20 protein-coding genes and 1 other RNA gene are annotated in these 25,955 nt (G+C 42.1%); 6 read left to right on the top strand and 15 right to left on the bottom strand.

Features of this window, described 5'->3' with window-relative positions; all coding sequences use genetic code 11:
* Positions 1-63: 63 nt before the first annotated feature.
* Together DPV92_RS02645 and DPV92_RS02640 are read left to right on the top strand one after the other, a co-directional pair.
* Positions 64-1,419, top strand: a complete 1,356-nt coding sequence (locus tag DPV92_RS02645) for a sodium-dependent transporter (RefSeq protein ID WP_111353538.1) — start codon at positions 64-66, stop codon at positions 1,417-1,419.
* 126 nt (positions 1,420-1,545) lie between these two features.
* Entirely contained in the window at positions 1,546-3,393 is a 1,848-nt protein-coding gene (locus DPV92_RS02640; protein ID WP_111353537.1) for an ABC transporter ATP-binding protein, read from the top strand.
* An 83-nt stretch (positions 3,394-3,476) separates the two neighbouring features.
* Here DPV92_RS02640 and luxS read toward each other — a convergent pair whose 3' ends face one another.
* From luxS to rsxA, 9 genes are all read right to left on the bottom strand, one after another.
* Complete coding sequence (gene luxS, locus DPV92_RS02635; RefSeq protein WP_111353536.1) at positions 3,477-3,986, bottom strand: S-ribosylhomocysteine lyase; 510 nt, start codon at positions 3,984-3,986, stop codon at positions 3,477-3,479.
* A gap of 25 nt (positions 3,987-4,011) precedes the next feature.
* Positions 4,012-6,681, bottom strand: a complete 2,670-nt coding sequence (locus DPV92_RS02630; RefSeq protein WP_111353535.1) for a PqiB family protein — start codon at positions 6,679-6,681, stop codon at positions 4,012-4,014.
* An 8-nt stretch (positions 6,682-6,689) separates the two neighbouring features.
* Positions 6,690-7,652, bottom strand: coding sequence for a lauroyl-Kdo(2)-lipid IV(A) myristoyltransferase (gene lpxM / locus DPV92_RS02625; protein ID WP_111353534.1), 963 nt, complete (start codon positions 7,650-7,652; stop codon positions 6,690-6,692).
* Positions 7,652-8,341: an electron transport complex subunit E gene (locus DPV92_RS02620; protein ID WP_111353533.1), complete on the bottom strand. Its 690-nt coding sequence runs from the start codon at positions 8,339-8,341 to the stop codon at positions 7,652-7,654. The genes lpxM and DPV92_RS02620 overlap by 1 nt, the downstream gene beginning before the upstream one ends.
* Complete coding sequence (rsxG, locus tag DPV92_RS02615) at positions 8,341-8,973, bottom strand: electron transport complex subunit RsxG (protein ID WP_111353532.1); 633 nt, start codon at positions 8,971-8,973, stop codon at positions 8,341-8,343. The genes DPV92_RS02620 and rsxG overlap by 1 nt, the downstream gene beginning before the upstream one ends.
* Positions 8,973-9,986 carry an electron transport complex subunit RsxD gene (gene rsxD, locus DPV92_RS02610; RefSeq protein WP_404810735.1) on the bottom strand — a complete coding sequence of 338 codons (1,014 nt, stop codon included), beginning with the start codon at positions 9,984-9,986 and terminating at the stop codon, positions 8,973-8,975. Before rsxD ends, rsxG begins: the two co-directional genes overlap by 1 nt.
* A 93-nt stretch (positions 9,987-10,079) precedes the next feature.
* Complete coding sequence (gene rsxC / locus DPV92_RS02605) at positions 10,080-12,212, bottom strand: electron transport complex subunit RsxC (protein WP_111353531.1); 2,133 nt, start codon at positions 12,210-12,212, stop codon at positions 10,080-10,082.
* Positions 12,205-12,816 carry an electron transport complex subunit RsxB gene (gene rsxB / locus DPV92_RS02600; protein WP_111353530.1) on the bottom strand — a complete coding sequence of 204 codons (612 nt, stop codon included), beginning with the start codon at positions 12,814-12,816 and terminating at the stop codon, positions 12,205-12,207. The genes rsxC and rsxB overlap by 8 nt, the downstream gene beginning before the upstream one ends.
* Positions 12,816-13,397: an electron transport complex subunit RsxA gene (gene rsxA, locus DPV92_RS02595; protein WP_111353529.1), complete on the bottom strand. Its 582-nt coding sequence runs from the start codon at positions 13,395-13,397 to the stop codon at positions 12,816-12,818. Before rsxA ends, rsxB begins: the two co-directional genes overlap by 1 nt.
* 352 nt (positions 13,398-13,749) lie before the next feature.
* On the opposite strand from rsxA, the gene nrdG reads away from it, so the two are divergent.
* Both nrdG and nrdD read left to right on the top strand, forming a co-directional pair.
* Positions 13,750-14,211: an anaerobic ribonucleoside-triphosphate reductase activating protein gene (gene nrdG, locus DPV92_RS02590; RefSeq protein ID WP_111353528.1), complete on the top strand. Its 462-nt coding sequence runs from the start codon at positions 13,750-13,752 to the stop codon at positions 14,209-14,211.
* A gap of 67 nt (positions 14,212-14,278) precedes the next feature.
* On the top strand, positions 14,279-16,060 hold the full coding sequence (nrdD, locus tag DPV92_RS02585; protein ID WP_111353527.1) for an anaerobic ribonucleoside-triphosphate reductase: 1,782 nt from the start codon (positions 14,279-14,281) through the stop codon (positions 16,058-16,060).
* Between the two features lie 59 nt (positions 16,061-16,119).
* Here nrdD and DPV92_RS02580 read toward each other — a convergent pair whose 3' ends face one another.
* Positions 16,120-17,775, bottom strand: a complete 1,656-nt coding sequence (locus tag DPV92_RS02580; protein ID WP_111353526.1) for a putative transporter — start codon at positions 17,773-17,775, stop codon at positions 16,120-16,122.
* A 201-nt stretch (positions 17,776-17,976) separates the two neighbouring features.
* Here DPV92_RS02580 and deoC point away from each other — a divergent pair, with 201 nt between their 5' ends.
* Positions 17,977-18,648, top strand: a complete 672-nt coding sequence (gene deoC / locus DPV92_RS02575) for a deoxyribose-phosphate aldolase (protein WP_111353525.1) — start codon at positions 17,977-17,979, stop codon at positions 18,646-18,648.
* Between the two features lie 60 nt (positions 18,649-18,708).
* On the opposite strand, the gene ispA is transcribed toward deoC, so the two are convergent.
* Together ispA and xseB are read right to left on the bottom strand one after the other, a co-directional pair.
* Complete coding sequence (ispA, locus tag DPV92_RS02570; RefSeq protein ID WP_111353524.1) at positions 18,709-19,602, bottom strand: (2E,6E)-farnesyl diphosphate synthase; 894 nt, start codon at positions 19,600-19,602, stop codon at positions 18,709-18,711.
* Between the two features lies 1 nt (position 19,603).
* A complete protein-coding gene (gene xseB, locus DPV92_RS02565; protein WP_111353523.1) occupies positions 19,604-19,825 on the bottom strand; it encodes an exodeoxyribonuclease VII small subunit in 222 nt (73 codons plus the stop codon).
* Positions 19,826-19,973: 148 nt separating this feature from the next.
* Here xseB and DPV92_RS02560 point away from each other — a divergent pair, with 148 nt between their 5' ends.
* A complete protein-coding gene (locus tag DPV92_RS02560; RefSeq protein WP_111353522.1) occupies positions 19,974-21,956 on the top strand; it encodes an LTA synthase family protein in 1,983 nt (660 codons plus the stop codon).
* Positions 21,957-21,970: 14 nt separating this feature from the next.
* Here the strand turns inward: DPV92_RS02560 and ffs are convergent.
* The 3 genes from ffs to rapA form a co-directional block, all read right to left on the bottom strand.
* Positions 21,971-22,068, bottom strand: an RNA gene (gene ffs, locus DPV92_RS02555) — signal recognition particle sRNA small type.
* 251 nt (positions 22,069-22,319) lie between these two features.
* On the bottom strand, positions 22,320-22,988 hold the full coding sequence (gene rluA / locus DPV92_RS02550; RefSeq protein WP_111353521.1) for a bifunctional tRNA pseudouridine(32) synthase/23S rRNA pseudouridine(746) synthase RluA: 669 nt from the start codon (positions 22,986-22,988) through the stop codon (positions 22,320-22,322).
* A 2-nt stretch (positions 22,989-22,990) separates the two neighbouring features.
* Positions 22,991-25,900 (bottom strand): RNA polymerase-associated protein RapA, encoded by a 2,910-nt coding sequence (gene rapA / locus DPV92_RS02545; RefSeq protein ID WP_111353520.1) that lies wholly within the window; start codon positions 25,898-25,900, stop codon positions 22,991-22,993.
* Positions 25,901-25,955: the final 55 nt, after the last annotated feature.

Raw genomic sequence — 25,955 nt, 5'->3', positions numbered from 1 at the left:
TGTTTATCCAGGTTTACCCTGTTTCCGAACAGGGTAAATTTGTTTTAGGAGATTTTATTTTTTATGTCTAATCAAGAAGAACGACAGTCTTGGTCTAGCCGATTAGCTTATGTGATGACCGTTGCAGGTGCAACTGTCGGCTTCGGTGCAACGTGGCGTTTTCCCTATTTAGTCGGTGAAAATGGTGGCGGTGCTTATGTTTTCTTATTTTGTGTTGCAATGATTGTGATCGGTATTCCGATGATCTTAGTTGAGAACGTCATTGGTCGCCGAATGAAAGTGAATGCAATTGATGCGTTTAGCGGTCATGCAAATGGTAAAAAAATTGCCAGAGGCTGGAAAATTTTAGGTTATACTGGTTTGCTTGGGGCCTTCGGGATTCTTGCCTATTATATGGTGCTTGGTGGCTGGGTACTTGAATATATCGGCAGTCTTTTAACAGGCAAACTAGATTTTTCTCAGCCACTTAATGTGGAATACACAGCATCTTTCTTAAAAGAGAATATCCACGACAATCTATGGGGAATTATTGCCTACACGCTTCTTTTTGTTATCGTAAACTACTTCATTTTGGTCAAAGGGATCGTAGATGGTATTGAACGTTCCGTTAAATATTTAATGCCAATTCTCTTTGTCTTTTTGCTTGTGATGGTAATTCGTAACATTACCTTACCTGGCGCAATGGAAGGGATTTCATTCTATTTAATGCCAGATTTCTCTAAAATCACGCCACAACTTTTCGTGTTTGTATTAGGACAAGTGTTCTTTGCATTAAGCCTTGGTTTCGGTGTGTTAATTACGCTTTCAAGCTACTTAGACAAAAATGAAAACCTAGTAAAAACCGCAACCATTACTGGCATTATGAACACTATTATTGCGGTACTTGCAGGATTTATGATCTTCCCATCGCTCTTTAGTTTTGGTGTTCCACCTGATTCAGGCCCAACACTCGTCTTCCAAAGCTTACCTATCGTATTTTCAAATATGTGGGGCGGGACGATCTTTGCGATCATCTTTTTTGGCTTATTAGTGGTTGCTGCATTAACGACATCATTAACAATTTATGAAGTGATTATTACCGCTTTACAAGAAAAAACGAAAATGGGGCGTAAAAAAGCAATTGCTGTGACATTAGGTGTTATTTTCATTTTAGGAAATATTCCTTCTATATTAGGCGATAATCTTTGGAAAGAGACAACCATTATAGGCAAAAGCATTTTTGATGCTTTCGACTACATCAGCGGTAATATTCTCTTTATTTTAACCGCATTAGGTAGTGCTATTTTCGTTGGTTTTGTTTTAAAAGATGAAGCCAAAGAAGAATTAGGCGCTGGTAGGACATTTACAAATCTTTGGTTTAATTACGTAAGATTTGTGATTCCAGTCATTATTCTGGTGATTTTCTTTAATTCGCTTTAAAGAAATTAGTGGCGAAATTTTAAGCTTTTTTAGTCAGCTTAAAAAAGTATAATATTTTTTATCATTTTCATAGACGCATCATAGTGCGTCTTTGTTTTATCTTAGGGCTTCTATCTTAGAAAATTCATGTTAAATAAATTATTCACTTGGTTTGAAAATAGAATCGAAACCTATCCAAACGAACAACCAAAAACGCCAAAAGCAAGTTTACTCCCTTTCATTTATGATGCGACAACAGGAATGCGATTTTATCTGATTTTGCTTACTATTTTGGTGGCAAGCGTGGGGATTATTGAGGCGGTTCTATTTCAATTTATGGGCGAATTGGTCGATTGGGTCAATCGCTTCAGCCCGTCTGCACTTTGGGCAGAGAAAGGCGGTTCAATTATCACAATGTTTTGCATCGCAATCTTAGGCGTGCTACTTGTCTTTTTATCAAGCAGTATCCGCTTCCAAAGTTTGCAAGGTGTATTCCCTATGCGTTTACGTTGGAATTTCCACCGCTTGATGCTTGGACAAAGTATGGGCTTCTATCAAGACGAATTTGCAGGGCGTGTATCAGCAAAAGTGATGCAAACAGCCCTTGCAGTGCGCGATGTGGTGATGACCTGTGCGGATATGCTGATTTATGTTGCCGTTTATCTTGCAACTTCAAGTGTGATCTTGCTGCAGTTTGATGGTTGGCTGTTTTTGCCCTTTATTTTATGGATTATTTCACTTGGTTTAACCATTAAAATTTTCGTGCCGAAACTTGCTTTTGCCGCCCAAGAACAGTCAGATGCACGAAGCCTCATGACAGGACGAATTACCGATGCTTATTCTAACATCGCTACAGTCAAACTCTTCTCACACGGCAATCGTGAATCAGATTATGCGAAAGAGTCAATGGAAGAGTTTATGGTCACGGTGCATAAACAGATGCGTTTGGTGACAGTGATTGAAACATTGACTAACTTCACGAGCATCAGTTTAATCGTTTCTACAGCAGGCATTGGCTTGTGGCTTTGGTCACAAGAGCTTGTGAGTGCGGGTGCGATAGCAACTTCAACTGCTTTAGCATTACGCATCAAAGGTTTATCACAATGGATTATGTGGGAATTCGCTCGTTTATTTGAAAATATTGGCACAGTACAAGATGGAATGGGAACGCTCTCAAAACCACATAGTGTGGTGGATAAAACCGATGCCAAACCGCTTGTGGTAACCAAAGGTGAAATCAAGTTTGATCACGTTGATTTTGCTTACGATCCACGTAAACCATTGCTTAAAAAATTTGATTTAACGATTAAACCAGGTGAAAAAGTCGGTTTAGTCGGGCGCAGTGGGGCAGGAAAATCAACACTGACGAACTTATTGCTCCGTTTCTACGATATTCAAAACGGATCAATTACCATTGATGGTCAGAACGTTTGCGACATCACACAAGAAAGTTTACGTTCACAAATTGGTTTGGTAACCCAAGATACTTCGTTATTACATCGCTCTGTGCGTGAAAATTTGATGTATGGCAGACCAAATGCGACAGAAGAAGAGATGCTTAAAGCCGTTGAACAAGCTGCTGCAAGCGAGTTTATCCCGAATCTTCAAGATGCTAAAGGTAGGACAGGTTTTGATGCCCACGTAGGGGAGCGAGGAGTGAAACTTTCAGGCGGACAACGCCAGCGGATTGCTATTGCACGCGTGATGCTCAAAGATGCTCCAATTCTCTTATTAGATGAAGCAACTAGTGCTTTAGACTCTGAGGTGGAAGTAGCAATTCAAGAGAACCTTACAAACTTAATGGAAGGCAAAACCGTCGTTGCCATTGCACATCGTTTATCAACCATTATGGCGATGGATCGCTTAATCGTGTTAGATAAAGGTGAAATCGTCGAACAAGGTTCACACGAAGAATTACTCGCCCAAGGTGGTGTTTACGCCAAACTCTGGACACACCAAAGCGGTGGTTTTTTAGCGGATGATGATGTGCATTAAATGAAGTTTTAAATAATACAAGCGGTAAAATTAGATAAGAATTTTACCGCTTAATATTTTACTTGCTATATAAATTTAGATTCTTACGGATTTAATAACTTCTCATCCAACGCTAAATCTTCGTTGCGATTTACGCCAATCCCTTTTGCTAACACATCACGAGCAATTTGGTGAGCTTCTTCTAAAGAGTGCTCTTTGTATGAACCGCATTGGTATTCGTTTAGCTCTGGAATTTTCGATACATCTGGCACTTTGTGTAGCGCATCTTTCATTGACGCTGTCCACGCTTTTACCACATCTTGTTCGCTTAGTGCACCAATTAACGACATATAAAAACCCGTGCGGCAACCCATTGGCGAAATATCAATAATTTCTACGTTGTCGCTATTTAAGTGATCACGCATAAAGCCTGCAAAAAGGTGCTCCATGGTGTGAATACCACGCACAGGCAGAATATCAATATTCGGACGGCAGAAGCGTAAGTCAAACACGGTAATGGTATCGCCTTTTGGCGTTGTCATGGTTTTTGCCACGCGAACTGCTGGAGCATTCATTCTAGTATGGTCTACTTTAAAGCTATCTAATAAAGGCATAATTCTCTCCTAATAATAAATCTTTCTATTCCGCAATTCCTTGATCCCACTCTGGGGCTTCTTGCGGAATTTTACGTTGTAATAAGAAATGGCGGTTTGGTTTTGCCTGTGGTTGCACTACTCTGCCTGATGGGGTTGAGAATGCGATACCACCATTTAATAATTGCGACATCGTCCCTGAGTTCATGCTCACACCTTGCAAGCTAATGTTCATAGTATAACCTGAGGCCGCCCAGAATTCGGTGTTATTGCGCACTAAATGCTGATATTTATTTTCAATCGCCAAGTGAATAAAGACGCGATCGCCTAGTTCACTTAAACTTATTTTTTTCACAATCCCTACCTGCATTCCGCGATAGAAAACGGGGGCTTCAACTTGAATGCCCTGTGCATCACTTGTTTCCACAATCACAGGAAAACCATTGCCATAAGTGGTTTTAACGGTATCAGTATCAGCAAGTGTAAATTGCGTTTGCACCTTACCATTTCCCGCCTCTACGCTAATATAGCTTTGTAATGCCGCATCAATGTTTTTTACACCTGAAGCAGAAATTTCAGTTGAGATTACATTAAATTTGCTGCCTGCTTTAGCAAGCAATGGATAATATTGCCCTTCGACATAAGCGGTCGCTTTTATCTGATTTTTTGCGTTTTGTAGTTCTAGCTTTTCAACTTTCCCCACAGTTAAGCCCATATATTTGATGTCCATTCCTTCAGTCAGTTTGGAGGCATCTTTTGCAATTAAAGTAAGGTAAGTATTGCCAGATAATGCTTTTTCTTTGCTTGCAAAAAGGGTTTTACTACCACTTTCTGCTTGGTTATCAAAGCTAATCGCGCCTTTAAGTGTTCGCATAATCGGTGAGGCTTGAATACTCACACCTTTAAGTGAAACATCTGCAGAAACAGCAGGCTCAACCCAATAACGGTTTTTCTCGCTGATTAAGTGGCGATAAGCAGGCTCAACAAAAAGATCTACCTCAAATTGGTTTTTTGTTGGGCGTACTTTTAACACTTCGCCCACTTGGAAATCACGATAAAGCACCACCGAACCTTGGCTAATACCTGAAGGGGTATTGGTAGAGAGCGTTAAAGTTGGTAATTTTTCACTAGAAGCAATGCCAAGTTCTGCATAATCTACATCTTTATAAAGCGGATATTTACTTTTTGCTTTGCCCGAAGGCTTATCTGCTAATAAACGAATGCCACCTTTGATCCAATCACTTGGTGAACCTGCTTTGACACGTAAACCGTCTAAACCGATATTTACATCCAAGTTAGAAATCGCGACAAACTTACTATTTTGCCCAACTAAATGGCGATATGCGGGATAAATTACCCCTTGGAATTCCACATTATTTAAGGTGAGATTACGCTTTAAAATTTCTCCAATTTGTACATCGTTATAATAGATGCCTTGCCCTTCATCTACACCATAAGATTCTGCAGATTGAAACGTTAAGGCTAACATATTCGGTAAGCCTAACAAGAAATCTTCTTCTTTTTCAACCGTAAACTGTGTTTTTGCTTCACCCGAACCACTTAAAACATCAAAATAGTCACCACGGAATAGTTCTCCGATTTTACTAATTTGCTCTTTATCTAAGCTAAATGTTGGCTCTCTAAGTAAAATTTTTGTTTCTGTTTTAAACAGATGAACATAATTCGGATCGATTAATAATGTGCCTTTGAGCATTCCTTTCTTCTGCTCAGGCTGTAGCTCTTCAAATATGCTATCGTTTTCAACAGGAATTTCTAAATCAGTTAATAAACCTACTTGTACATTTTTGTGGAACACACCTGTCTCTTGCAGTTTTAGTCCATCATCCATAGGCACTAAAATCTGAATATCGACGCCACGTTTTGCTGATTTATAATCTGGATAAAGCGCATAGTTTTGCCCTTGTTCAGCAGGTTCATCATTATCTGGGGAATCAAAAGCAACACCGCCCATCACCACAGAAGCCAAGCTATCCATTGAGAGATCAACGCCCGACATTCCCGCTTTTACGTTCACGCCGCTGATGTTCCAGAAGCGGCTATTTTTCTTCACTAAGCTAACATCTTTTTTATTGATTAAAATATCAATCTCGACCTTTTTACGATCTGCACTAAAACGGTAGTCTGCTACTTGCCCTACGGGCGCTTTGCGGAAATAGACTTGCGAGCCTGTTGTCAGTGAACCGAGATCATCCGATACTAACTTAATCAACAATGCACCATCAGTCGCAATTGCCACGGGTGGTTCATCTTGAGCGATAAACTCATCTTCACTTTTTGCATTGGGATCATCGCTAGGTTTAAGCGTAATGTAGTTGCCTGAAACAAGGGTATCTAACCCCGAAACACCCGCAAGTGAAGCGGTTGGTTTTACTACCCAAAATTGCGTTCCCTCTTTTAGTACAGAACGAGCCTCTGGGTTAATTTCTGCTTCCACTTCCACACGTTTAAGGTTATCTACAAAATAGACTTTTTTGACCACACCAATTTGCAAGCCTTGATAACGAATCGCTGTTTTACCTGCCGTAATGCCGTCTCCTTCGTTAAAACGAATGGTGATCATCTGCCCACGTTCTTGCAAAATTTGGAAAAATAATAAACAACCAATCGCAAATGCCACAATCGGCAAAAGCCAGAAAGGGGAAATTCGGCGAGGTTGTCTAATCTTAGCGGGTTGAACATCTAATTTTTCGCTCATTCAATCTCTCACTCTTTATTCTTTTTATAAATATCTTGCCCATCACGGCGCGTTTTTAATAAACGCAAAATCCAGACATATTGCTCTGGCGATTTAGTCACAAAATATTCAATCACTTTGTTCATTTCACGGGCAGATTGTTCAGGTGTGCCCGAAAATTCTAGCGGAGGCAAAATTTCCATTTGGTATACGCCTTTCTTTGCTTGATAAGTAGCAAACATTGGAATAACCACTGCATTTGCGACACGAGCCATTTTGTTTAGCCCTGGCAAAGTTGCTTTTTCCGTTGCAAAGAAATCGACATAAACACTTAATTCCTTACCAAAATCTTCATCTGGCAAGAAATAGCCCATATTCCCTTTTTTGACATCTGCTAAAAATGGCTTAATCCCATTTTGACGTGTGTGCATTCGTCCGCCAAAACGCTCACGGGTTGCGTTCCAGAGCCAATCGACTAATGCATTTCGGTGTGGATTATACATTGAAACCATTGGCATTCCGTGTGTATGCAGAATAATCCCAGATGCATCAATTGCCCAAGTGTGTGGCACAAGTAGAATAATATTTTTGCCTTCCACTTTAGCTTGATAAATGTGCTCAAGCCCGATAAATTCACTCCGTTTTTGCAGATGTTTCACCGAACGCACTGCAATTTCACCAATGCCCAACATTGTTTGAGCTACGGTAATAAACATTTCTTCAATCGTTTTTAACCGCTTGTCTTCACTCCAATTGGGAAAGCAATAACGTAAGTTAATATCTGAACGACGGAATTGTTTGTTGCCTTCCTTTTTCAAATAGTGGCAAGCCACTTTGCCAACAAAAACAGCTAGTTTATCTCGCAATAGATAAGGCACAAACGCTAATATGAGCAACACTAGCACACCAAGCCATATGCTCCAGTACTTTGGTAGTAAAAATTGCCACAAAAATTTATGCGTGTAGCCTTTCTGTTCTGTAATTTCAGTCATTATTTTTTATCAATTAAGTTCTTAATGGCTAACATTACCCCTAAGCCGATAAAGGCACCAGGGGGTAAAATGGCTAATAATAAGCCAGAGTCTAAGTGTAACACATCTAGGCGTAATGATTTCGCCCAATCGCCTAATAATAAGTCTAAACCATCAAAAAGTGTACCTTGCCCAAGCAATTCACGTAACGCGCCTAACACAACAAGGCTTAATGTTGCTCCTAATCCCATCGCAAACCCATCAAAGGAGGATTGTGCCACATTGTTCTTTGAAGCGTAAGCCTCTGCTCGTCCGATCACAATACAGTTGGTCACAATCAGTGGAATAAAAATCCCTAGTGATTGATAAACCGAATAAGCAAATGCATTCATTAATAATTGCACTGCGGTTACTACGGTGGCGATAATCATCACATAAATCGGAATACGAATATCATTAGGGATTACCTTACGAAATAGAGAGATCGTAGTATTTGTGGCAATCAATACAAACATTGTTGCTAAGCCAAGCCCTAATGCATTCATCACGCTATTAGATACCGCCAAAAGTGGACAAAGTCCAAGCAGTTGCACCAACGCGCTATTATTTTTCCAAACGCCATCCATAAATAGCGTTTTCCACACGCTTTGCGTTGGCGTTGCTTCCGTTTCAATTTGAGTGACTGGAATTTGCTGTTCTTGACAATTCATTATTTGCACTCCTCTAATTTCTCGACAAGCTCTGGATATTGCACCAACTGAGTAATCACCCATTTCGCATTTTCACGCACATTATTGACTACCGCACGTGGCGTAATGGTTGCGCCTGTAAATTGGTCAAACTGCCCACCATCTTTTTTTACCGCCCAACTACTTTCGTTTTCAAGTGAAAAAAGCTTACCTGCGAAAGATAAAATCCAATCTGAAATGCGGGTTTCGATTTTATCGCCTAGCCCTGGTGTTTCGGTATGTTGCAAGGTTCTCACACCTAACACCGTACCATTCGGCTCGATCCCCATTAACAGCACAATATTGCCTGAATAACCATCTGGTGCTGTGCCTTGCAGTGCGTAAGCGGTCGTTTTATCCGCTTTTTTTGCAATATAGATGCGGTTTAAATGCGGTGCTTCAGGTAAATTTGCCACTTTACAGGTTGCGAGCAAATCATTATCGAAATGATTCTGTGGGACAACCTCGTGTAATAAAGCTCGTTGCTGATTAGCCGTTACTTCATCAATTCTCCCTTTAGTAAGCAGATAAACGCCCGTTGAAACTGCGGTGCAAAGCAACGCAATAAGCCCAAGCAAAAGGGCGTATTTTAAGGTAATTTTTGAGGTATTCATTATTTTCTCGTCCCGTACAATCTTGGTTGCGTATAGTGGTCAATCAGCGGTACGCAAATATTGGCTAGCAACACTGAGAATGCCACCGCATCGGGGTAATTTCCATAATAACGAATCAGGTAAACCAACAAGCCAATTAAGCCACCGAAAATTAGTTTTCCACGTGGTGTAATGGAGGCGGAAACGGGATCAGTCGCAATAAAGAACGCCCCAAACATCATCGCCCCACTAAAAAGATGTTGCCACGTTTCCCACAATGCACTGCTCGAATCGGCAAAAGCGAGTTGTTTCACTGTGTTGTCCGTGTAGCTACACAACACAAACACCGTCAACATCGCTACTGGAATTTGCCAGTGAATGATACGTTTCGCAATCAGGAAAATCCCACCAATCAAAAACGCCAAATTGATTTGAAACCAGCCGTTGAAGCCCAATTTATCGCTGATATTTTGTGCAAGTTCTGGTGCAATAAAACCTTGTGCCTTCATCGCTAATTTCGCACTATCAAGTGGTGTTGCTTGAGTAATACCGTCCACGCTATCAACTAATTGGCGTAAACTAAAACCATCGCTCGTAACACCTGTAAAAACCAAATGAAAGGCGTCGTTCATTGTTGGCGGCTCGCTTAATAGCTGGCTTGGTACACTCCATGAGGTCATTTGCACAGGGAACGAAATCAGCAACAAGGCATACGCTACCATTGCAGGATTAAACAAATTCTGTCCTAACCCACCGTAAATATGTTTTGCCAGCAGTAAAGCAACAATCACCCCGATCATCACGATCCAATAAGGGGAATAAGGCGGAATAGACATTGCTAAAATCAGTGCGGTTAAAATGCCAGAGAGATCCGCCAAATAGAAAGCAGTCGGTTTTTGGCGAAGTTTTGCCACAGTAAGTTCAATAACCACAGCAAAGCTAACTGCAATGATAACCTGCACCAACACGCCAACGCCGAAGTAATAGCATTGCACAACAAGGGCGGGCAACATAGCAACCATCACCCATAACATAAATTTGGCGGTTAAATTGCTCCCGTGTGTATGTGGGGAGCTGACCATTTTAAACATTGATGCTTCCTTTTCTTTCCATTATTCGGTTATTGTTCACTCTGTTGTTGAGCTGCTTTTTTTTGCTTTTGCACGAGCAATTGCTGCAGCCACAGCTGCTTTGCGCGGGTCGAGTTCTTCCATTGGTTTTGCAACCTCTTCGATTTTTTCGACCGCTTGCTGTGCCTCTTTCTTCACTTTCGCACGAGCAATCGCCACAGCGATAGCGGCTTTGCGAGGATCAAGCTCTTCAGTAGGTTTTGCAACCTCTTCAGATTTTTCGATCGCTTGTTGTGCATCTTTCTTCGCTTTCGCACGTGCAAGTGCCGCGGCGATAGCGGCTTTGCGTGAGTCAAGCTCTTCAGTAGGTTTTGTAGCTTCTTCCGTTTTTTCAACCGCTTGTGCCTGTTGTGCTTCTTTTTTCGCTCTAGCACGGGCTAGTGCCGCAGCGACAGCTGCTTTTTTCGTATCTAGGTTCTCAGATAGATTTTCAGCTGGTTTTGCAGTTTCTTCAACTTTTTCAACTGCTTGTGTAGTCTCTCCCTGTTTAGCTAAGCGGCGAGCTTTGCGTTGTGCCATCAAATCGCTGTTATCAGGTTCGCCATTGGCTTTTACATGAACTTCGGATGTAGGCTCCGCTTTTTTCGCTTTAATACGAGCTAGCGCGGCTGCTACAGGATCTTCACCTTGATTTTGAGCAATCTCTTCACGGCGTTTTTCAGCCGCTTGGTTAATTCGAGCAGTGCGAGCCTCTTTCTCTTTCTGCAAGCGAGCTTCACGTGCTTCAAAACGTTCTTTTGCTTCTTCCGATTTCTTCGTTTTCTCTTCTATTTCTGCAATTTTGGCTTTTTCTTGGCGGAAATATTGAATAAGAGGAATGTAACTTGGGCAGACGTAAGCACAGATGCCACACTCAATACAAGCCTCTAAGTGGTATTCGTTAGATTTTTCGTGATCTTCTGAACGGGCAAACCAGTAAAGCTGTTGCGGTAATAAGCCGACAGGGCAAGCATCCGAACAGCTCGAGCAACGAATGCAGCTGCGTTCAGGCTCTGGAGGTGCATATTCAAAATGATCTGGAGCGATAATACAGTTTGCGGTTTTGGTTATCGGCGATTGCAATGATGGCAAAATAAAGCCCGTCATTGGCCCACCTAAAAAAACTGGGAAACGCGCATCAGCTTGATAATCGACCTGTTCAAGCAAGTGAATAATTGGTGTGCCCAATCTTGCCCAGACATTGCCTTTATTGCGAATTTTATCACCAGTGAGTGTAACGACCCGTTCAATTAAAGGTTCATCGTCCATAATTGCTCGTTTTACTGCATAGACTGTGCCGATATTATGCATCACAATACCCATTTCAATCGTGCGTTTGCCTTGCGGAATTTCTAAGCCTGTAAGCACTTGCACCAACTGATCGCTTGCACCAGAGGGATATTTAGTCGGAATTTCACGCACAAACATATCATTTGCACCTTTCAAGGCTTTTTTAACCGCTTTGATTGCGCTTGGTTTGTTATCCTCAATCGCAATCACGACTTCTTCAGGGCGAAGCACATAACGCAAAATGCGAATACCTTCTACCAATTCATTCGTTCGCTCCTGCATCAAGCGATCATCGCAGGTAATGTAAGGTTCACACTCCGCCCCGTTGATAATTAACAGCTTACAACGTTTATCCGCAAGGCTAAGTTTGGATGCTGTTGGAAACACCGCTCCACCTAATCCAGCAATACCATATCGGTAAACTTTTTCGATAATTTCTTCGCTACCCATTTGCAAAAAATCATCAATCGGTTTACGTTCAATCCACTCATCTTTGCCGTCAGTTTCAATCACTACGGTCATTTCTGGTAAACCAGAAGCGTGTGATGCCACGTGTGGGGCAATTGCTACCACTCTGCCCGATGTCGGTGCATGCACAGGCAATTGGCGGTAGTGATCGCCTTGAGTGAGTGCTTGCCCTTTAAAGACATAATCGCCCTCTTTGACGATCAGATCGCCTGCCCAGCCAGAATGTTGTACCACAGGCACATAAAAATATTTCGGTAAATTCAACGTGCGAATAGGTTTTTGGCTTGACTGTTTTTTGTTCTCAAGCGGGTGAATTCCGCCAGGAAATTGCCAAAGTTTGCCTGTTTCTTTATTAAGGCGAATGCGAGTTAGCACTTCATTTGGATTACTCATCCGCTCCTCCGCCAATCACTTTTTTCTGTTGAATTTCGGTGGTGTTCACAATTGGAATGACCAAATTTGGATCAAATTGCCAGTTCCATTGGCGAGCTGTTTTTTTCGGTTTAATCATCTCAATACAGTTGGTTGGGCAAGGTGCGACACAGAGCTCACAGCCTGTGCAGAAATCCGCAATAATAGTGTGCATCGCCTTGTTACTGCCCACAATCGCATCCACAGGGCAGGCTTGAATACATTTGGTGCAACCAATGCAGAGATCTTCGTGAATAAACGCCACTTTAGTTTCGGGCTCTTCCACACCATCCATTGTAGGCACATCTACGCCCAATAAATCCGCAATTTTCACTACTAACGGTTGTCCACCTGGCACACATTTGGTAATTACATCGCCATTAGCAATCGCTTCTGCATAAGGTTTACAGCCTGGGTAGCCACATTGTCCGCATTGGCTTTGCGGTAAAATCGCATCAATTTTCTCGACAATTGGGTCTTCTTCCACTTTCAATTTTACAGAGGAATAGCCCAAAATCGCCCCAAAAATCAAGGCGATAACCACGATGGCGATAATAATATAAGTCACAATGGAAAAGGCTAACATTAGATTTTTACCAACCCTGCAAAGCCCATAAAGGCAAGCGACATCAAGCCTGCGGTGACTAATGCGATAGAAGCTCCTTGGAACGGACGAGGCACATCCGCCGCTGCTAATCGTTCACGCAGTGCGGCAAAAAGCACTAAAACAAGTGAAAAGCCAAGTGCGGCACCAAAGCCATAAAGTACTGATTGCACCAAGTTATTAGTAAGATTTACATTCAACAATGCCACTCCTAATACAGCACAGTTGGTCGTAATCAGCGGTAAGTAGATCCCAAGCAGGCGATAAAGCACAGGGCTCGTTTTGTGGATAATCATCTCAGTTAATTGTACGATGACCGCGATAATTAAAATAAAAACAAGTGTGCGTAAAAATTGGGCTTGCAGCGGAATGAGGATAAATGTCTCCGTCAAATAAGCCGAAAGTGATGCCACAGTCAGTACGAACGTTGTTGCCAACCCCATACCGATCGCTGTTTCGACTTTTTTCGATACCCCCATAAACGGACAAAGCCCAAGAAATTTCACCAAGACAAAGTTGTTTATGAGTGCCGTGCCTATAATCAGAAGAAGATAATCCACCATTTTCCACACCCAAATTTCACATTCAATATTAAAAAATGTGCTTATTATCCCGTTTTTTGACAGTGTGAACAATAGAAAAAACGGGGTAATTTTAGTAACTGAAATATTATGCTTGCAAAAAATAAAAGAAATTCAACCACTTACCAAAAACGCAACATTTCCATCCATTTTTAACACAAAATTAACCTGAAAAAATTTCTGGGTTTATCTCTTTGATTTTCTTTAACTAAAAATTTTGCAACCCCTTTTGTGCAAATTTTTCTATTTTCTTTTTTTTAGAAAAATCGTAGCATATCTACATCTTGTGATTATTTGTAAACAAATACACAATATATAGTAATTTAATTTTAAAATGGAAGAAATAAGATTTTGCAACCAACAAGTCGTTTGGCAAGAAGTGCCGAATGAAACTAGCCTCGCTTTTTTGATTACAGGTTGCCCTTTAGGCTGTAAAGGTTGCCATAGCATTGAGAGCTGGAAACGGGGAAGTGGTCAGATTTTGACGGAGATTTATCTTGCCGAACAGCTCAAAAAATACCAAGGTTTTATCACTTGCGTGCTGTTTATGGGCGGAGAATGGTTGCCTGAAAAACTCATTCCATTGCTTAAAATAGCACAAGCCGAGGGGCTGGCAACCTGTCTTTATACTGGCTTAGAAAAAACAGAACTTGACCCAAGAATTTTAACCTCACTCACCTACCTCAAAACAGGGTGCTGGATTGCTGAGCGTGGCGGATTAAATAGCCTTACTACCAACCAACGATTTGTCGATTTAAGGACGGGGGAGTGTTTGAATAGTTTATTTATTCGTTGATATCTCCCCGTTTATAGAGGGAACGAAGTTTTCATCATTAAAAAACATGTAGTGTTAAGGAAAAAATATGATCCGACTCACCCCCACTCAACTTTCTCAAAAGCTAAATTTCATCACAGAATATAAAAAAGCTAAAAATGCTGCCGATGGTTCGAAAATGGACGCTAATGCGAACGTGACCCAAAAAAACATTGCGACAATGGAACAAGAGTTGATGAAAGATTTTTTCGTGCAGATCAACCGTGCCAAAGTGAGCCAGAAAATCGCAGAACTATTTGGGCAAGCGATGGCAGACGAGTATCTTCGCCAAATCGAAGCCCACGAGATTTATGTTCACGATGAAACCAGCCTTAAGCCTTATTGCGTATCGGTGACGATGTACCCATTTTTGCGTGAAGGCTTAACCAAGCTGGGCGGAGAATCTCAAGCCCCGAAACATCTCGCCTCATTTTGCGGTTCGTTTATTAACTTTGTATTTGCTGTGAGTTCTCAATTTGCTGGTGCAGTAGCAACAGTGGAATTTTTAACCTATTTCGACTATTTCGCCCGTAAAGATTTTGGTGAAAATTACTTAGAAACACACCGCTTGGAGGTGGAAAATCATCTTCAACAAGTGGTTTATAGCATCAACCAGCCCGCTGCGGCGCGTGGTTATCAAAGCGTGTTCTGGAACATTTCGGTTTATGACCGTTTCTATTTTGAGGCGATGTTCGGCGATTTCGTCTTCCCCGATTTTGAACGCCCAAACTGGGAAACCACCGCCAAACTGCAACGCTTCTTTATGAAATGGTTTAACCAAGAACGCACCAAGGCAATTTTAACCTTTCCTGTGGTGACAGCTGCAATGCTGACTGAAAATGGCAAATGCAAAGACAGTGAATTTGCTGACCAAATGGCGGAAGAGCTCTCGCAAGGTAATGCCTTCTTTATCTATCAATCAGACAACCCAGACTCGCTCGCTTCTTGTTGCCGATTACGCAATGAGATTGCGGATCACACTTTCTCCTATTCACTTGGTGCAGGCGGTGTGGCAACAGGGTCGATTAACGTGATTACGCTGAATATGAACCGCTTAGTGCAAGATGGACGCGATTTGGCAACAGAAGTCAGCAAGATCCACCAATATCAAGTCGCTTATCGTAAATTGATGGAAGAGTATCTCGCGGCAGGAATGTTGCCTGTGTATGATGCGGGCTTTATCTCACTTGACAAACAGTTTCTCACTATTGGCATTAACGGCATGGCAGAAGCAGCGGAATCCCAAGGCTTAACTGTGGGCTATAATCCTGACTATATGCTGTTTGTGCAAAGTCGCTTAAAAGTGATTTTTGAATCGAACCAGCAAGCTTCAAAACAGTATGGCGTGAAGTTCAACACCGAATTTGTGCCCGCGGAAAATTTAGGTGTGAAAAATGCGAAATGGGATAAAGCTGACGGCTATTTTGTGCCACGTGAGTGCTACAATTCCTATTTTTATGTGGTAGAAGATGAGCAAATTAACGCCCTCGATAAATTCTTACTCCACGGTAAAGAGCTGATTGAATGGCTTGATGGCGGCTCCGCCTTACATTTGAATTTAGACGAAGCCTTAACCCAAACGGGCTACCGCACAATGCTCGACATCGCAGCCAAAACGGGCTGCAACTACTTCTGCATTAACGTAAAAATCACTATCTGCAACGCCTGCGACCATATCGACAAACGCACCTTGCAATGCTGTCCAGAATGTGGCTCGAAAGATATCGATTACGGCACGCGCGTAATTGGCTACTTAAAACGAGTTTCCGCTTTCAGCTCTGCTCGCCAAAAAGAGCATAGTTTGAGGTTCTATCATCGGGAAGCGGCGTAAATAAACAAGCGGTCGATTTGCAAAAATTTTTTACAAATCGACCGCTTTCATTTGATAAATCACGCCACAAACAACAATATTGCCAGCAATTGTGGCGAAATAATCCGCAAGAACATGACAAGCGGGTAAACTGTTGCATAGGAAAGAGCTTGTGCGCCGCTCTCTTCTTTCATCTCATTGGCGAAAGCAAGTGCGGGTGGGTCGGTCATTGAGCCTGCGAGCAAGCCACAAAGGCTGAGATAGTTCATTTTGGCATACCAACGTGCAATCACACCGATAATCAATAACGGGATGAGGGTAATGAAAATGCCGTAGCCCATCCATTCTAAACCAGAGCCCTTAGTGAGTGTATCAACAAAGCTGCCGCCCGATTTCAAGCCGACGATAGAGAGGAAAAGCACGATGCCAATTTCGCGCAAGGCAAGGTTAGCACTTGGTGGCATAAACCAGTAGAGTTTGCCGATGCTACCGATACGAGCAAGGATGATTGCGACTACAAGTGGTCCGCCTGCAAGCCCTAATTTCAAGGCAACAGGGAAACCGGGGATGCTTAATGGCAATGAGCCGAGTAATACGCCTAAGCCAATCCCGATAAACACGGGTAACATTTGCACTTGTAGCAATTTTTGTTGCGCATTACCAATAACCGAAATAGCGTTGTTTAACACATCAGTGCGTCCTACCATATGTAATACATCCCCAAATTGAAGTGTTGTGTTGCCGGTTGGCACGAGTTCAACTCCTGCACGGTTTAGGCGAGAAATTACCACGCCATATTTTTGGTTAATGCCAAGGCTGCGGATTTTTTTACTGAGCACTTTTTCGTTGGTTACCACGACACGTTCAGCACGAATTTCTCCGCTTGAGGTCGTAACAGGCACATCGACTTCATCGCCAATAATCAGCCGCATTTTTTTTAGCGAGGCACTTTCCCCGACCAGATGCAACACATCGCCTAGCCGCACTTCGCTGTCCGCTTTCGGCACAAAGGTTTCTTCGCCCCGTTTTAGGTGCGAGCAAACCACATCTTCTTGGTTAAAACCCGGGATTTCAGTTAAATTGATGCCGTCTAAATTGCGGTTAGAGACTTGCACTACAAGGGTATCGAGCGTCTCTTTATCCTGCCCGCTCTCTTTCACGAAATTATGTGCTTCTTCATCAATTTTCACGCGGAAGAAGAGACGAAGCAGCCACATGCAGAGCAAAATGCCGCAAATCCCGAAAGGATAAGCCATGGCATAGGAGATCCCCATTGTGCTGGTTACGCCCGTCATACCGAGCTCGGCTAAAACTTGTTGCCCTGCACCCAGTGCTGGCGTGTTAGTTACCGCACCAGAATAAATTCCAATAGCTACATCAAGCGGAATGCCTGTGACTTTGTAGATAATAATGGTCGCAAGCGAGCCAAGCACAACAATTAAAATCGCAAAGCCATTTAGTTTCAGTCCTGATTTTCGCAAAGAGGAAAAAAAGCCCGGACCGACTTGGATACCGATAGTATAAACAAACAGAATTAAGCCAAATTCTTGCACAAAATGTAGCGTGTGACTATCAAGCTGAATGCCGTATTGTGTGGTGAAATGGGCGACGATAATCCCACCAAATAACACGCCGCCAATACCAAGCCCCACGCCTTTGATCTTCCAATGCCCTACCCAAAGTCCAATCACGGCAACAAGGGCAAGCAGACCGATGGTTATCGCTGTTTCACTCATACTAACCTCGAAATTAATTAACCCTTTCGGATTATAGCAAGCTGATATTTTGAAAACAGAGTGAAACTTCAGAAATGATAACTAAATCACATTTTTTCTTCATAAAGAAAAAGGTAAGCGGTTAAGATGGTAAAATCTTTTGCAAATCTAACCAGTTGGCGTATATTGTGGGCAATTTTATTTTCACTCAAAGGAGATTTTATGAACGCATCTCAACTTGCAAAATATATCGATCACACCGCTCTCACTGCTGAAAAAACCGAACAAGATATTCTAAAACTCTGCGAAGAAGCGCTTGAATATGGCTTTTATTCTGTCTGTATCAACCCTTGCCATATTTCGCTCGCTAAGCAAAAACTTGCTGATTCAGCGGTAAAAATCTGCACAGTAATTGGCTTTCCATTGGGAGCAAATGCAACTGTGGTTAAAGCGTTTGAAACCGAGCAAGCGATTCAAGCGGGGGCGGGCGAAATTGATATGGTGATTAACGTGGGTTGGATTAAATCGAACCAATGGGAAAAGGTGCAAGCCGATATTCAAGCTGTATTTCATGCTTGCCATGACACACCACTTAAAGTGATTTTGGAAACTTGCTTACTCAGCAAAGAAGAAATTGTTAAAGCGTGCGAAATCTGTAAAGCCATTGGCGTTGCCTTCGTAAAAACTTCAACAGGCTTCAATAAAGGCGGGGCAACCGTAGAGGATGTGGCGTTAATGAAACAGACCGTTGGCGAAATTGGCGTAAAAGCCTCAGGCGGTATTCGTGATACACAAACCGCATTAGCGATGATAGAAGCTGGTGCAACAAGAATTGGGGCAAGTGCAGGGATTGCGATTGTGAATGGGGTTTTGGCTGAAAGTGAGGGATATTAAAATAAAATGCGTGGTATTGAATTATCAAACTACGCATTTTTACCAACCATTTTTATGAACTTAATTTTCTCGATGAATAATAAAATCTGCCAACTCTTTTAGTGCGGTCGTATCAAAATTCAGCTCATTTAAAGTATCAATCGCTACCTGATAAAGTTTTTGAGCTTTTTGCTGTGCCCCTTCTAAGCCTAGTAGTTTAGGATAAGTGCTTTTATTGTGCTGCTCATCAGCCCCTGCGGTTTTGCCGATTTTATCTGTTTCACCAATGACGTCTAAAATATCGTCTTGCACTTGGAAAGCTAAGCCAATCGCTTGGGCATAGCGTTGAAGCTGCATTTCAATACGTTTATCTTCTGCATAATCAGAAAGGTTAAAACCCATTAACACAGAGGCTTCAATTAACGCCCCTGTTTTATTACGATGAATAAATTCTAATTCTTCTAATGAAACTGCTTTGTTTTCCGCAAGCAAATCTAAATTTTGCCCCAGGCACATTCCTTTTGCACCAGCGGCTTTTGCAAGTGATTGAATTTGACGAATTTTTTGCAAAGGAGTGAGTAGTTCATCGTCTGCAATTAGCTCAAAAGCAAAACTTTGCAGAGCATCGCCCGCTAAAATTGCCGTGGCTTCATCAAAGGCAATATGACAGGTAGGTTTACCTCGTCTTAATGCATCATCATCCATCGCAGGCAAATCATCGTGTACTAATGAATAAGCGTGAATAGACTCCATTGCTCCTGCAGAAGCATCGATTTTTGCTAAGTCTACGCCCAACATTCGCCCAGTCGCATACATCAAAAACGGACGAACTCGCTTTCCGCCAAGTAAGACAGCGTAAGCCATCGCATCGGTGAGCGGTGCTTGCGTAGTTTTGAGTGTTTTAAGCTGAGTAGAAAGATAGTGGTTAATACGTTGCTGGATTTCAGCAAGATCGGTTGAGAGAGAGTAAGTCATATTAGTAGTCGGTGAGTTCAGCTTCAGGTGTTTTATTAAGAAGAATTTGAATGCGTTGTTCTGCTTTTTGCAAATATTCTTGTCCTTGTTGCACAAGTTTTACCGCATTTTCAAATTCATTTAAAGCATCTTCGAGCGGTAAGTCACCCGATTCTAAATTCGTTACGATGCTTTCTAACTCTTTTAATGTTGTCTCAAAATTGGGCGTCGGTTTCTTAGCCATTTTGTTTTTCTCTCGTTAATAAAGTGTGAACAAAGTTTACCGTTCTATGTCTGTTTTTGCAAACGGCTTTTATTTTCGCGGGCTACTGTTATTTATAAAATGAATAGCATAAAATGCGATGGATTTTCATTTCATATAAGGAATTGCTATGAAGCAATCAACTCCAAGAAAAGGACGTTCCGTTCTCTTTCCTATTTTATTTTTTGTTATCATTAACTTAATTCTACTCTCACTTTCCCGCCTTGCTCTTGGCTTATGGCAAGCTGAACGGGTGAATGCAGTAGATGGCTGGTCACAACTGATGTTGCAAGGCTTGCGGATTGATGTATCCGCCCTTTGTTGGCTATTTGGTTTGCCTGCTTTATTCAGTGTGCTACTGTTCAATAACAATGCCATTGGCAAAATTTGGCAAGCGATTTTACGTATTTGGCTCACCGCGGGTTCCGTATTCATTCTCTTTATGGAAGTATCGACGCCGAATTTTATTGAAACCTTTGACTTGCGTCCGAACCGCCTGTTTATTGAATATCTGACTTATCCAAAAGAAGTGTTTACGATGCTTATTCACGGGCATTTAACCACGGTGATTATTAGCCTTGTGGTGATGGCACTGGCGATTTTTACCTATTGGAAATTAGCAGGTTGGGCGGTGAAAAAGGTTTCCGCCCGTAGTTTACAAATGAGTTGGAAAATTCGACCGCTTGTTGCCTTACTTGTAGCGGCATTGGTGTTTGTTGGGGGGCGCTCAAGTTTTGCTCACCGTGGGATTAACCCCGCTATGGTGGCATTTTCAAGCGATCCACTCGTAAACTCTCTTGTATTAAACTCTGGCTACTCAGTGCTTTATGCGGTGCAACAACTGAAAGATGAAGAAAAATCAGCGGAGCAATATGGCAAAATGTCGGATGAAGAAATGTTCGAACGTGTGAAAAAATTGCGTGGTCGTCCAGATTCAGATTACATTTCAAGCGAAATTCCAACACTGACTTACAACCAAGCAAGTTACACAGGTAAACCGAAAAATATCGTAATATTGCTTCAAGAGAGCCTTGGTGCACAATTTGTTGGCACGCTTGGCGGTAAACCATTAACTCCAAACTTAGATAAATTAGCCGAACAGGGATGGTTGTTTGAAAACCTATATGCAACGGGTACGCGTTCTGTGCGTGGCATTGAAGCAACAACCACCGGTTTCTTGCCAACACCAGCCCGTGCAGTTGTGAAACTCACGAAAAGTCAAAATAACTTCTTTAGTATTGCAGAATTATTGCGTCGTCAAGGTTACGATACCTCGTTCATTTATGGAGGGGAAAAACATTTCGACAATATGGCAAGTTTTTTCTACGGCAATGGTTTCACCCGTATTATTGATGAAAATGATTACGCTAATCCCAAATTTAAAGCGACTTGGGGCGTAAGCGATGAAGACTTATTCGACAAAGCAAACGAGACTTTTACCCAATTACACAATGAAGGCAAACCTTTCTTTAGCCTTGTGTTTAGCTCAAGCAACCACGATCCGTTTGAGTTCCCAGATGGCAAAATTGAACTGTATGAACAACCAAAACAAACACGTAATAATGCCGCAAAATATGCTGATTATGCGATTGGGCATTTCTTCGAGTTAGCGAAAAAATCGAATTATTGGAATGACACCATCTTCTTAATTATTGCTGACCACGACTCGCGTGCAACAGGCGATGATTTAGTACCGATTCGTCACTTCCATATCCCAGCATTATTGCTCGGTAATCATATCGAGCCAAAACGTGATAGCCGTTTAGTCAGCCAACTTGATATGCCGGCAACTCTGCTGTCTGTAGCGGGAATTAGCAGCGAAAACCCAATGATGGGCTATGACTTAACCCAAAATGTTGAGCCAAATCGTGCAATTATGCAATATGATGCGACACAAGCTGTCATGAAAGCGAATAATGATGTGATTGTAATGCGTCCAAATACGCCTATTGAGAGCTTTACATACGATAAAGCCAACGAAAAACTGATTCCGAAAGCCGTTGATGAGGAAGAGAAAAAAGATGCATTAGCTCAAGCCTTGCTGCCAAGCTATTTGTATAAACATCAGTTATATCGTTTACCAAAAGAAGAGAAAAAAGAGGCAGGTAAATAGAAAAAAAGGTGGGGGTGTTACCAGCACCCCTCGGCACACAGAAATTTCAACCCAGGCTGCTTTCTTCCGAACCTGACCAAGTAAGCTGAACACCGTTGCGAGGAACCAATAACACCCCCATTGGATTATGCTCTTGCGAACATAAGGGTTGCTATTATAGAGATTAAAAAAATAAAGGCAAGTAGAGAAATCTTACTTGCCTTTATATTATCCAGTTTTTCGAAATTATATGGCAGATGCATAAAACGGTTGCTGATCATGTCGAAACTGAAGATTATTTTTCTTATCATGCTTTTGAATGGTTGAGTTTAAAATGGGATTAAAGCCTTGTATTATAAGGCACTAGCTCACAATCACTTTTGTTTAAAACTCAGCCTCTGCCGTAAACGTCATTCTCTCGCCCGTTATTGGGTGAGTAATCGTTAAACTTTCGGCGTGTAAGCAAAGCCTTGGAGCAAGGCTTTTGGCTAATGGATTAGCATAGAATTTATCGCCTAGAATGGGATGTCCCAGCGCCAAAGAGTGTACACGTAGCTGGTGAGAACGTCCTGTAATTGGGGTAAGTTTTACTCTCGTGGTATTGTTCGGTAAATATTCCAACACTTCGTAATGGGTAATCGCTTTTTTGCCATGCTCGTAGCAAATTTTTTGACGTGGGCGATTTTCCCAGTCGCAAATTAGCGGGAAATTCATCTCGCCCGTATTACCTACTTTCTCGCCTAGTTTGCCCCATAATAACGCAATATAATGTTTTTTAGGCTCACGTTCGCGAAATTGACGTTTCAGTTCTTTTTCTGCTACCTTACTTAATGCAAATAATAAAATACCGCTTGTTGCCATATCCAAACGATGAGCAGGTTCGGTAAAGCCATATTTTTTCTGCACGCGGGTCATTGCGCTGTCAAAATATTCGGGGCGATTACCTGGAACGGAAAGCAATCCGCTCGGTTTGTTGATTACTAAAATATGGTTGTCGCGATAAACCTCATCTAAAAAAGGTTCAAGCGGTGGGTGGTATTCGATAAGAGCCATAATTATTCCTGATTACTCACAATCACACGTAAACTATCCAATCGCCAATTCGCCAATTCAAGCTGTGCAAGCGTTTCTTGTAATTGCTGTTCAAGAGCTTGAATTTCATCATCACGAATATTTTTATTCACCGATTTCAATGCTTCTAAGCGGTGTAATTCAGCTTGTAATTTGCTATTCGCTTCAATTTTTGCTTTGGCAATAATGTCTGATGCTTGTTCCGCCACTTTTTGTTCGCTCACACTGATCAATTTTTCAATATTGCGACGTGCCATTTTTACAATTTGGTTTGCGATTTGGCGATTTACAGGCTTGAGTTGTTTTTCCAAACCATTAAATGACACTTGTGCTGCCAAGTTATTACCCTTCGCATCCAACAACACACGAATTGGTGTTGGCGGTAAGAAACGCGTAAGATTCAAGCCTTTTGGTGCCTGCGTTTCCACCACAAAAATAGTTTCGAGCAACAAGGTGCCCGCTGGCAAATTTTTATTAATCAACAACGATACCGCTGATTTACCAATATCGCCAGAGGTAATCAAATCAATACCGTTACGGATCATCGGATGATCCCACGTTAAGAATTCAAGCTCTTCACGCATTAACGCTAATTGACGATTGAAAGTTACCGTATTCCCCTCTTCCGAAAGTCCAGGAAAATCGGGTACCAGCATATGCCCTGTTGGGCGGATTACAATACTCTGCTCTCCTAAATCCTCTTGTTCCACACCAATCACATCAAACAAATTTAAGGCAAAATTCACCAATTGTGGCTGATTATCTTGCTTACCAATTTCCTCGCCTAACTGTTGTGCTTGTTCACCACCATTGGAATTAAGTTCCAGCAATCGATCGCGTCCATGCTCTAGTTCAGCTTTCAAGGCTTTTTGGCGTTTATTGGTTTTTGCAATTAATTCTGAAAATCCGTCCGCTTGTGAGTTGAGGAAATAAGTCCCTAAGTCTTCACCAAATTCACGGTAAAGTGCCGTGCCCATCGGACAAGTTTCTTCAAAAGCATTCAAGCCTTGATGATACCAATCAGCAAGTACCGATTGTGCAGAATTTTCGAAACAAGGCACGTGAATTTTGATGTCTTTTTTCTGACCGATTCGATCTAAACGCCCGATACTTTGTTCCAATAAGTCAGGGTTATCTGGCAAACCAAATAGCACTAAATTGCTGGCAAATTGGAAGTTTCGCCCTTCCGAGCCAATGCTAGAACTAATCAGCACCTGTGCCCCATCTTCTTGTTGTGCAAAGTAAGCAGAGGCTTTATCACGTTCCACAATCGACATTTTCTCGTGGAATACCGCTGAACGAATTGCCTCTTTTTCACGCAAAATTTGTTCAAGTGCAATTGCCGTTTCTGCGTGTTTACAAATCACTAAGATTTTTTCATCGTGGTGATTTTTCAGGAAAGTGATCAACCATTCCACACGCGGATCAAACTCTGTCCAACGTGCATTTGGATTGAAACGTTGGAACAAACGCTCTGGGTAAAGACGCTCGCTCATCTGTAACGAGCCCATTGTGCTCATCACTTTTAACGCATTCGCATATTGGTTCGGTAATTCAAGGCTAATTTGATAATATTCACGACGAGGGAAACCTTTCACGCCTTGGCGTGTATTACGGAACAATACGCGGCTTGTGCCGTGGCGGTCAATCAACTCTTTAATGAGTTCTTGGCGAACTTGCAAGCGGTCAGATTCTGCCGATTTTTTGCTATTGATGATCTTAAACATCGGTTCAGTGTCTTCTTCGCTCAACAATTCTGCAATAGCATTCTGCTCCGCATCGCTTAACAGCTTGTCATTCAACAAAGTTGCCACCGCATCAGCCACAGGTTGATACGCATTTTGTTCCTGTTCAAAGGCAGCATAATCGTAAAAACGATCGGAATCTAACAAAGCGAGGCGAGCAAAATGACTCTCTTGGCCAAGCTGTTCAGGCGTTGCGGTAAGCAGTAAGACAGACGGAATCTGTTTTGCCAGTTTTTCCACCAATTGATAGGCAACCGAAGGTGCATCTTCTGACCACTCAAGGTGATGAGCCTCATCAACAATCAACATATTCCAATCGCATTCAAGCACTTGCTTCGCACGATTTGGCATCGCTTCTAGCCAGTCGATGGAAGCAATCACCATCGATTCACTCTCAAACGGATTTTCGCTTGCATCGTTGCCATCTTCGTCCGTTTTGTCGAAATCCGCACAACGCTCTTCATCAAACAGCGAAAAACGCAAGTTGAAACGACGAAGCATTTCCACCAGCCACTGGTGTTGCAAGCTTTCAGGTAAGAGCACCAACACGCGTTCCGCTCTACCTGCAAAAATTTGTTGTTGTAAAATCATCCCTGCTTCGATGGTTTTTCCTAAACCCACTTCATCAGCAAGTAATACACGTGGAGAGAGACGTTGCCCTACTTCTTTGGCAATATGCAATTGATGAGGAATCAGACTGGCTCGAATGCCTCGCAAACCGCGCAACGGAGATTGGAACTGTGCTTGTTGGTGCTGCAAAGCTCGATAGCGGAGCGAAAAACGATCTGAGCGGTCAATCTGTGCCGAAAATAGACGGTCTTGCGGGCGGCTAAAACTGACTTTGTGATCAAGCAACATTTCAGGCAAAACGCTTTCTTCTTGATTATCCGTTCGTTTACCTAAATAAAACGCCACTCCTTGATTATCCATCACTTGCGTCACCTGCATTTTCCAACCTTCTTGAGCGGTAATCACATCGCCCACTTGGAACTGCACACGGGTAAGCGGTGCATTTGAAACCGCATAAATTCGCTCATCTTCCGCAGCAGGGAATTGAATAGTCACTGTGCGGTTATCTACATTTGAAACTAGACCTAAACCTAAATTATTTTCGGATTCGCTAATCCATCTTTGCCCAACGACAAACATTTTCGCCTCTTTTTCTGTATTCATTAAGGCAATATTTTAGCAAATTTAAGCTTTG

This window comes from Pseudohaemophilus paraphrohaemolyticus (assembly GCF_003253115.1).
Taxonomy (GTDB): Bacteria; Pseudomonadota; Gammaproteobacteria; order Enterobacterales; family Pasteurellaceae; genus Haemophilus_A; species Haemophilus_A paraphrohaemolyticus_A.
This window is presented reverse-complemented; position numbering and strand designations above follow the sequence as displayed.

Excerpts from the sequence above, each read along its gene's own strand:
- DPV92_RS02645 (WP_111353538.1), top strand. The coding sequence starts at position 64 with ATGTCTAATCAAGAAGAACGACAGTCTTGGTCTAGCCGATTAGCTTAT.
- DPV92_RS02640 (WP_111353537.1), top strand. The coding sequence starts at position 1,546 with ATGTTAAATAAATTATTCACTTGGTTTGAAAATAGAATCGAAACCTAT.
- luxS (WP_111353536.1), bottom strand. The coding sequence starts at position 3,986 with ATGCCTTTATTAGATAGCTTTAAAGTAGACCATACTAGAATGAATGCT.
- DPV92_RS02630 (WP_111353535.1), bottom strand. The coding sequence starts at position 6,681 with ATGAGCGAAAAATTAGATGTTCAACCCGCTAAGATTAGACAACCTCGC.
- lpxM (WP_111353534.1), bottom strand. The coding sequence starts at position 7,652 with ATGACTGAAATTACAGAACAGAAAGGCTACACGCATAAATTTTTGTGG.
- DPV92_RS02620 (WP_111353533.1), bottom strand. The coding sequence starts at position 8,341 with ATGAATTGTCAAGAACAGCAAATTCCAGTCACTCAAATTGAAACGGAA.
- rsxG (WP_111353532.1), bottom strand. The coding sequence starts at position 8,973 with ATGAATACCTCAAAAATTACCTTAAAATACGCCCTTTTGCTTGGGCTT.
- rsxD (WP_404810735.1), bottom strand. The coding sequence starts at position 9,986 with ATGTTATGGGTGATGGTTGCTATGTTGCCCGCCCTTGTTGTGCAATGC.
- rsxC (WP_111353531.1), bottom strand. The coding sequence starts at position 12,212 with ATGAGTAATCCAAATGAAGTGCTAACTCGCATTCGCCTTAATAAAGAA.
- rsxB (WP_111353530.1), bottom strand. The coding sequence starts at position 12,816 with ATGTTAGCCTTTTCCATTGTGACTTATATTATTATCGCCATCGTGGTT.
- rsxA (WP_111353529.1), bottom strand. The coding sequence starts at position 13,397 with ATGGTGGATTATCTTCTTCTGATTATAGGCACGGCACTCATAAACAAC.
- nrdG (WP_111353528.1), top strand. The coding sequence starts at position 13,750 with ATGGAAGAAATAAGATTTTGCAACCAACAAGTCGTTTGGCAAGAAGTG.
- nrdD (WP_111353527.1), top strand. The coding sequence starts at position 14,279 with ATGATCCGACTCACCCCCACTCAACTTTCTCAAAAGCTAAATTTCATC.
- DPV92_RS02580 (WP_111353526.1), bottom strand. The coding sequence starts at position 17,775 with ATGAGTGAAACAGCGATAACCATCGGTCTGCTTGCCCTTGTTGCCGTG.
- deoC (WP_111353525.1), top strand. The coding sequence starts at position 17,977 with ATGAACGCATCTCAACTTGCAAAATATATCGATCACACCGCTCTCACT.
- ispA (WP_111353524.1), bottom strand. The coding sequence starts at position 19,602 with ATGACTTACTCTCTCTCAACCGATCTTGCTGAAATCCAGCAACGTATT.
- xseB (WP_111353523.1), bottom strand. The coding sequence starts at position 19,825 with ATGGCTAAGAAACCGACGCCCAATTTTGAGACAACATTAAAAGAGTTA.
- DPV92_RS02560 (WP_111353522.1), top strand. The coding sequence starts at position 19,974 with ATGAAGCAATCAACTCCAAGAAAAGGACGTTCCGTTCTCTTTCCTATT.
- rluA (WP_111353521.1), bottom strand. The coding sequence starts at position 22,988 with ATGGCTCTTATCGAATACCACCCACCGCTTGAACCTTTTTTAGATGAG.
- rapA (WP_111353520.1), bottom strand. The coding sequence starts at position 25,900 with ATGTTTGTCGTTGGGCAAAGATGGATTAGCGAATCCGAAAATAATTTA.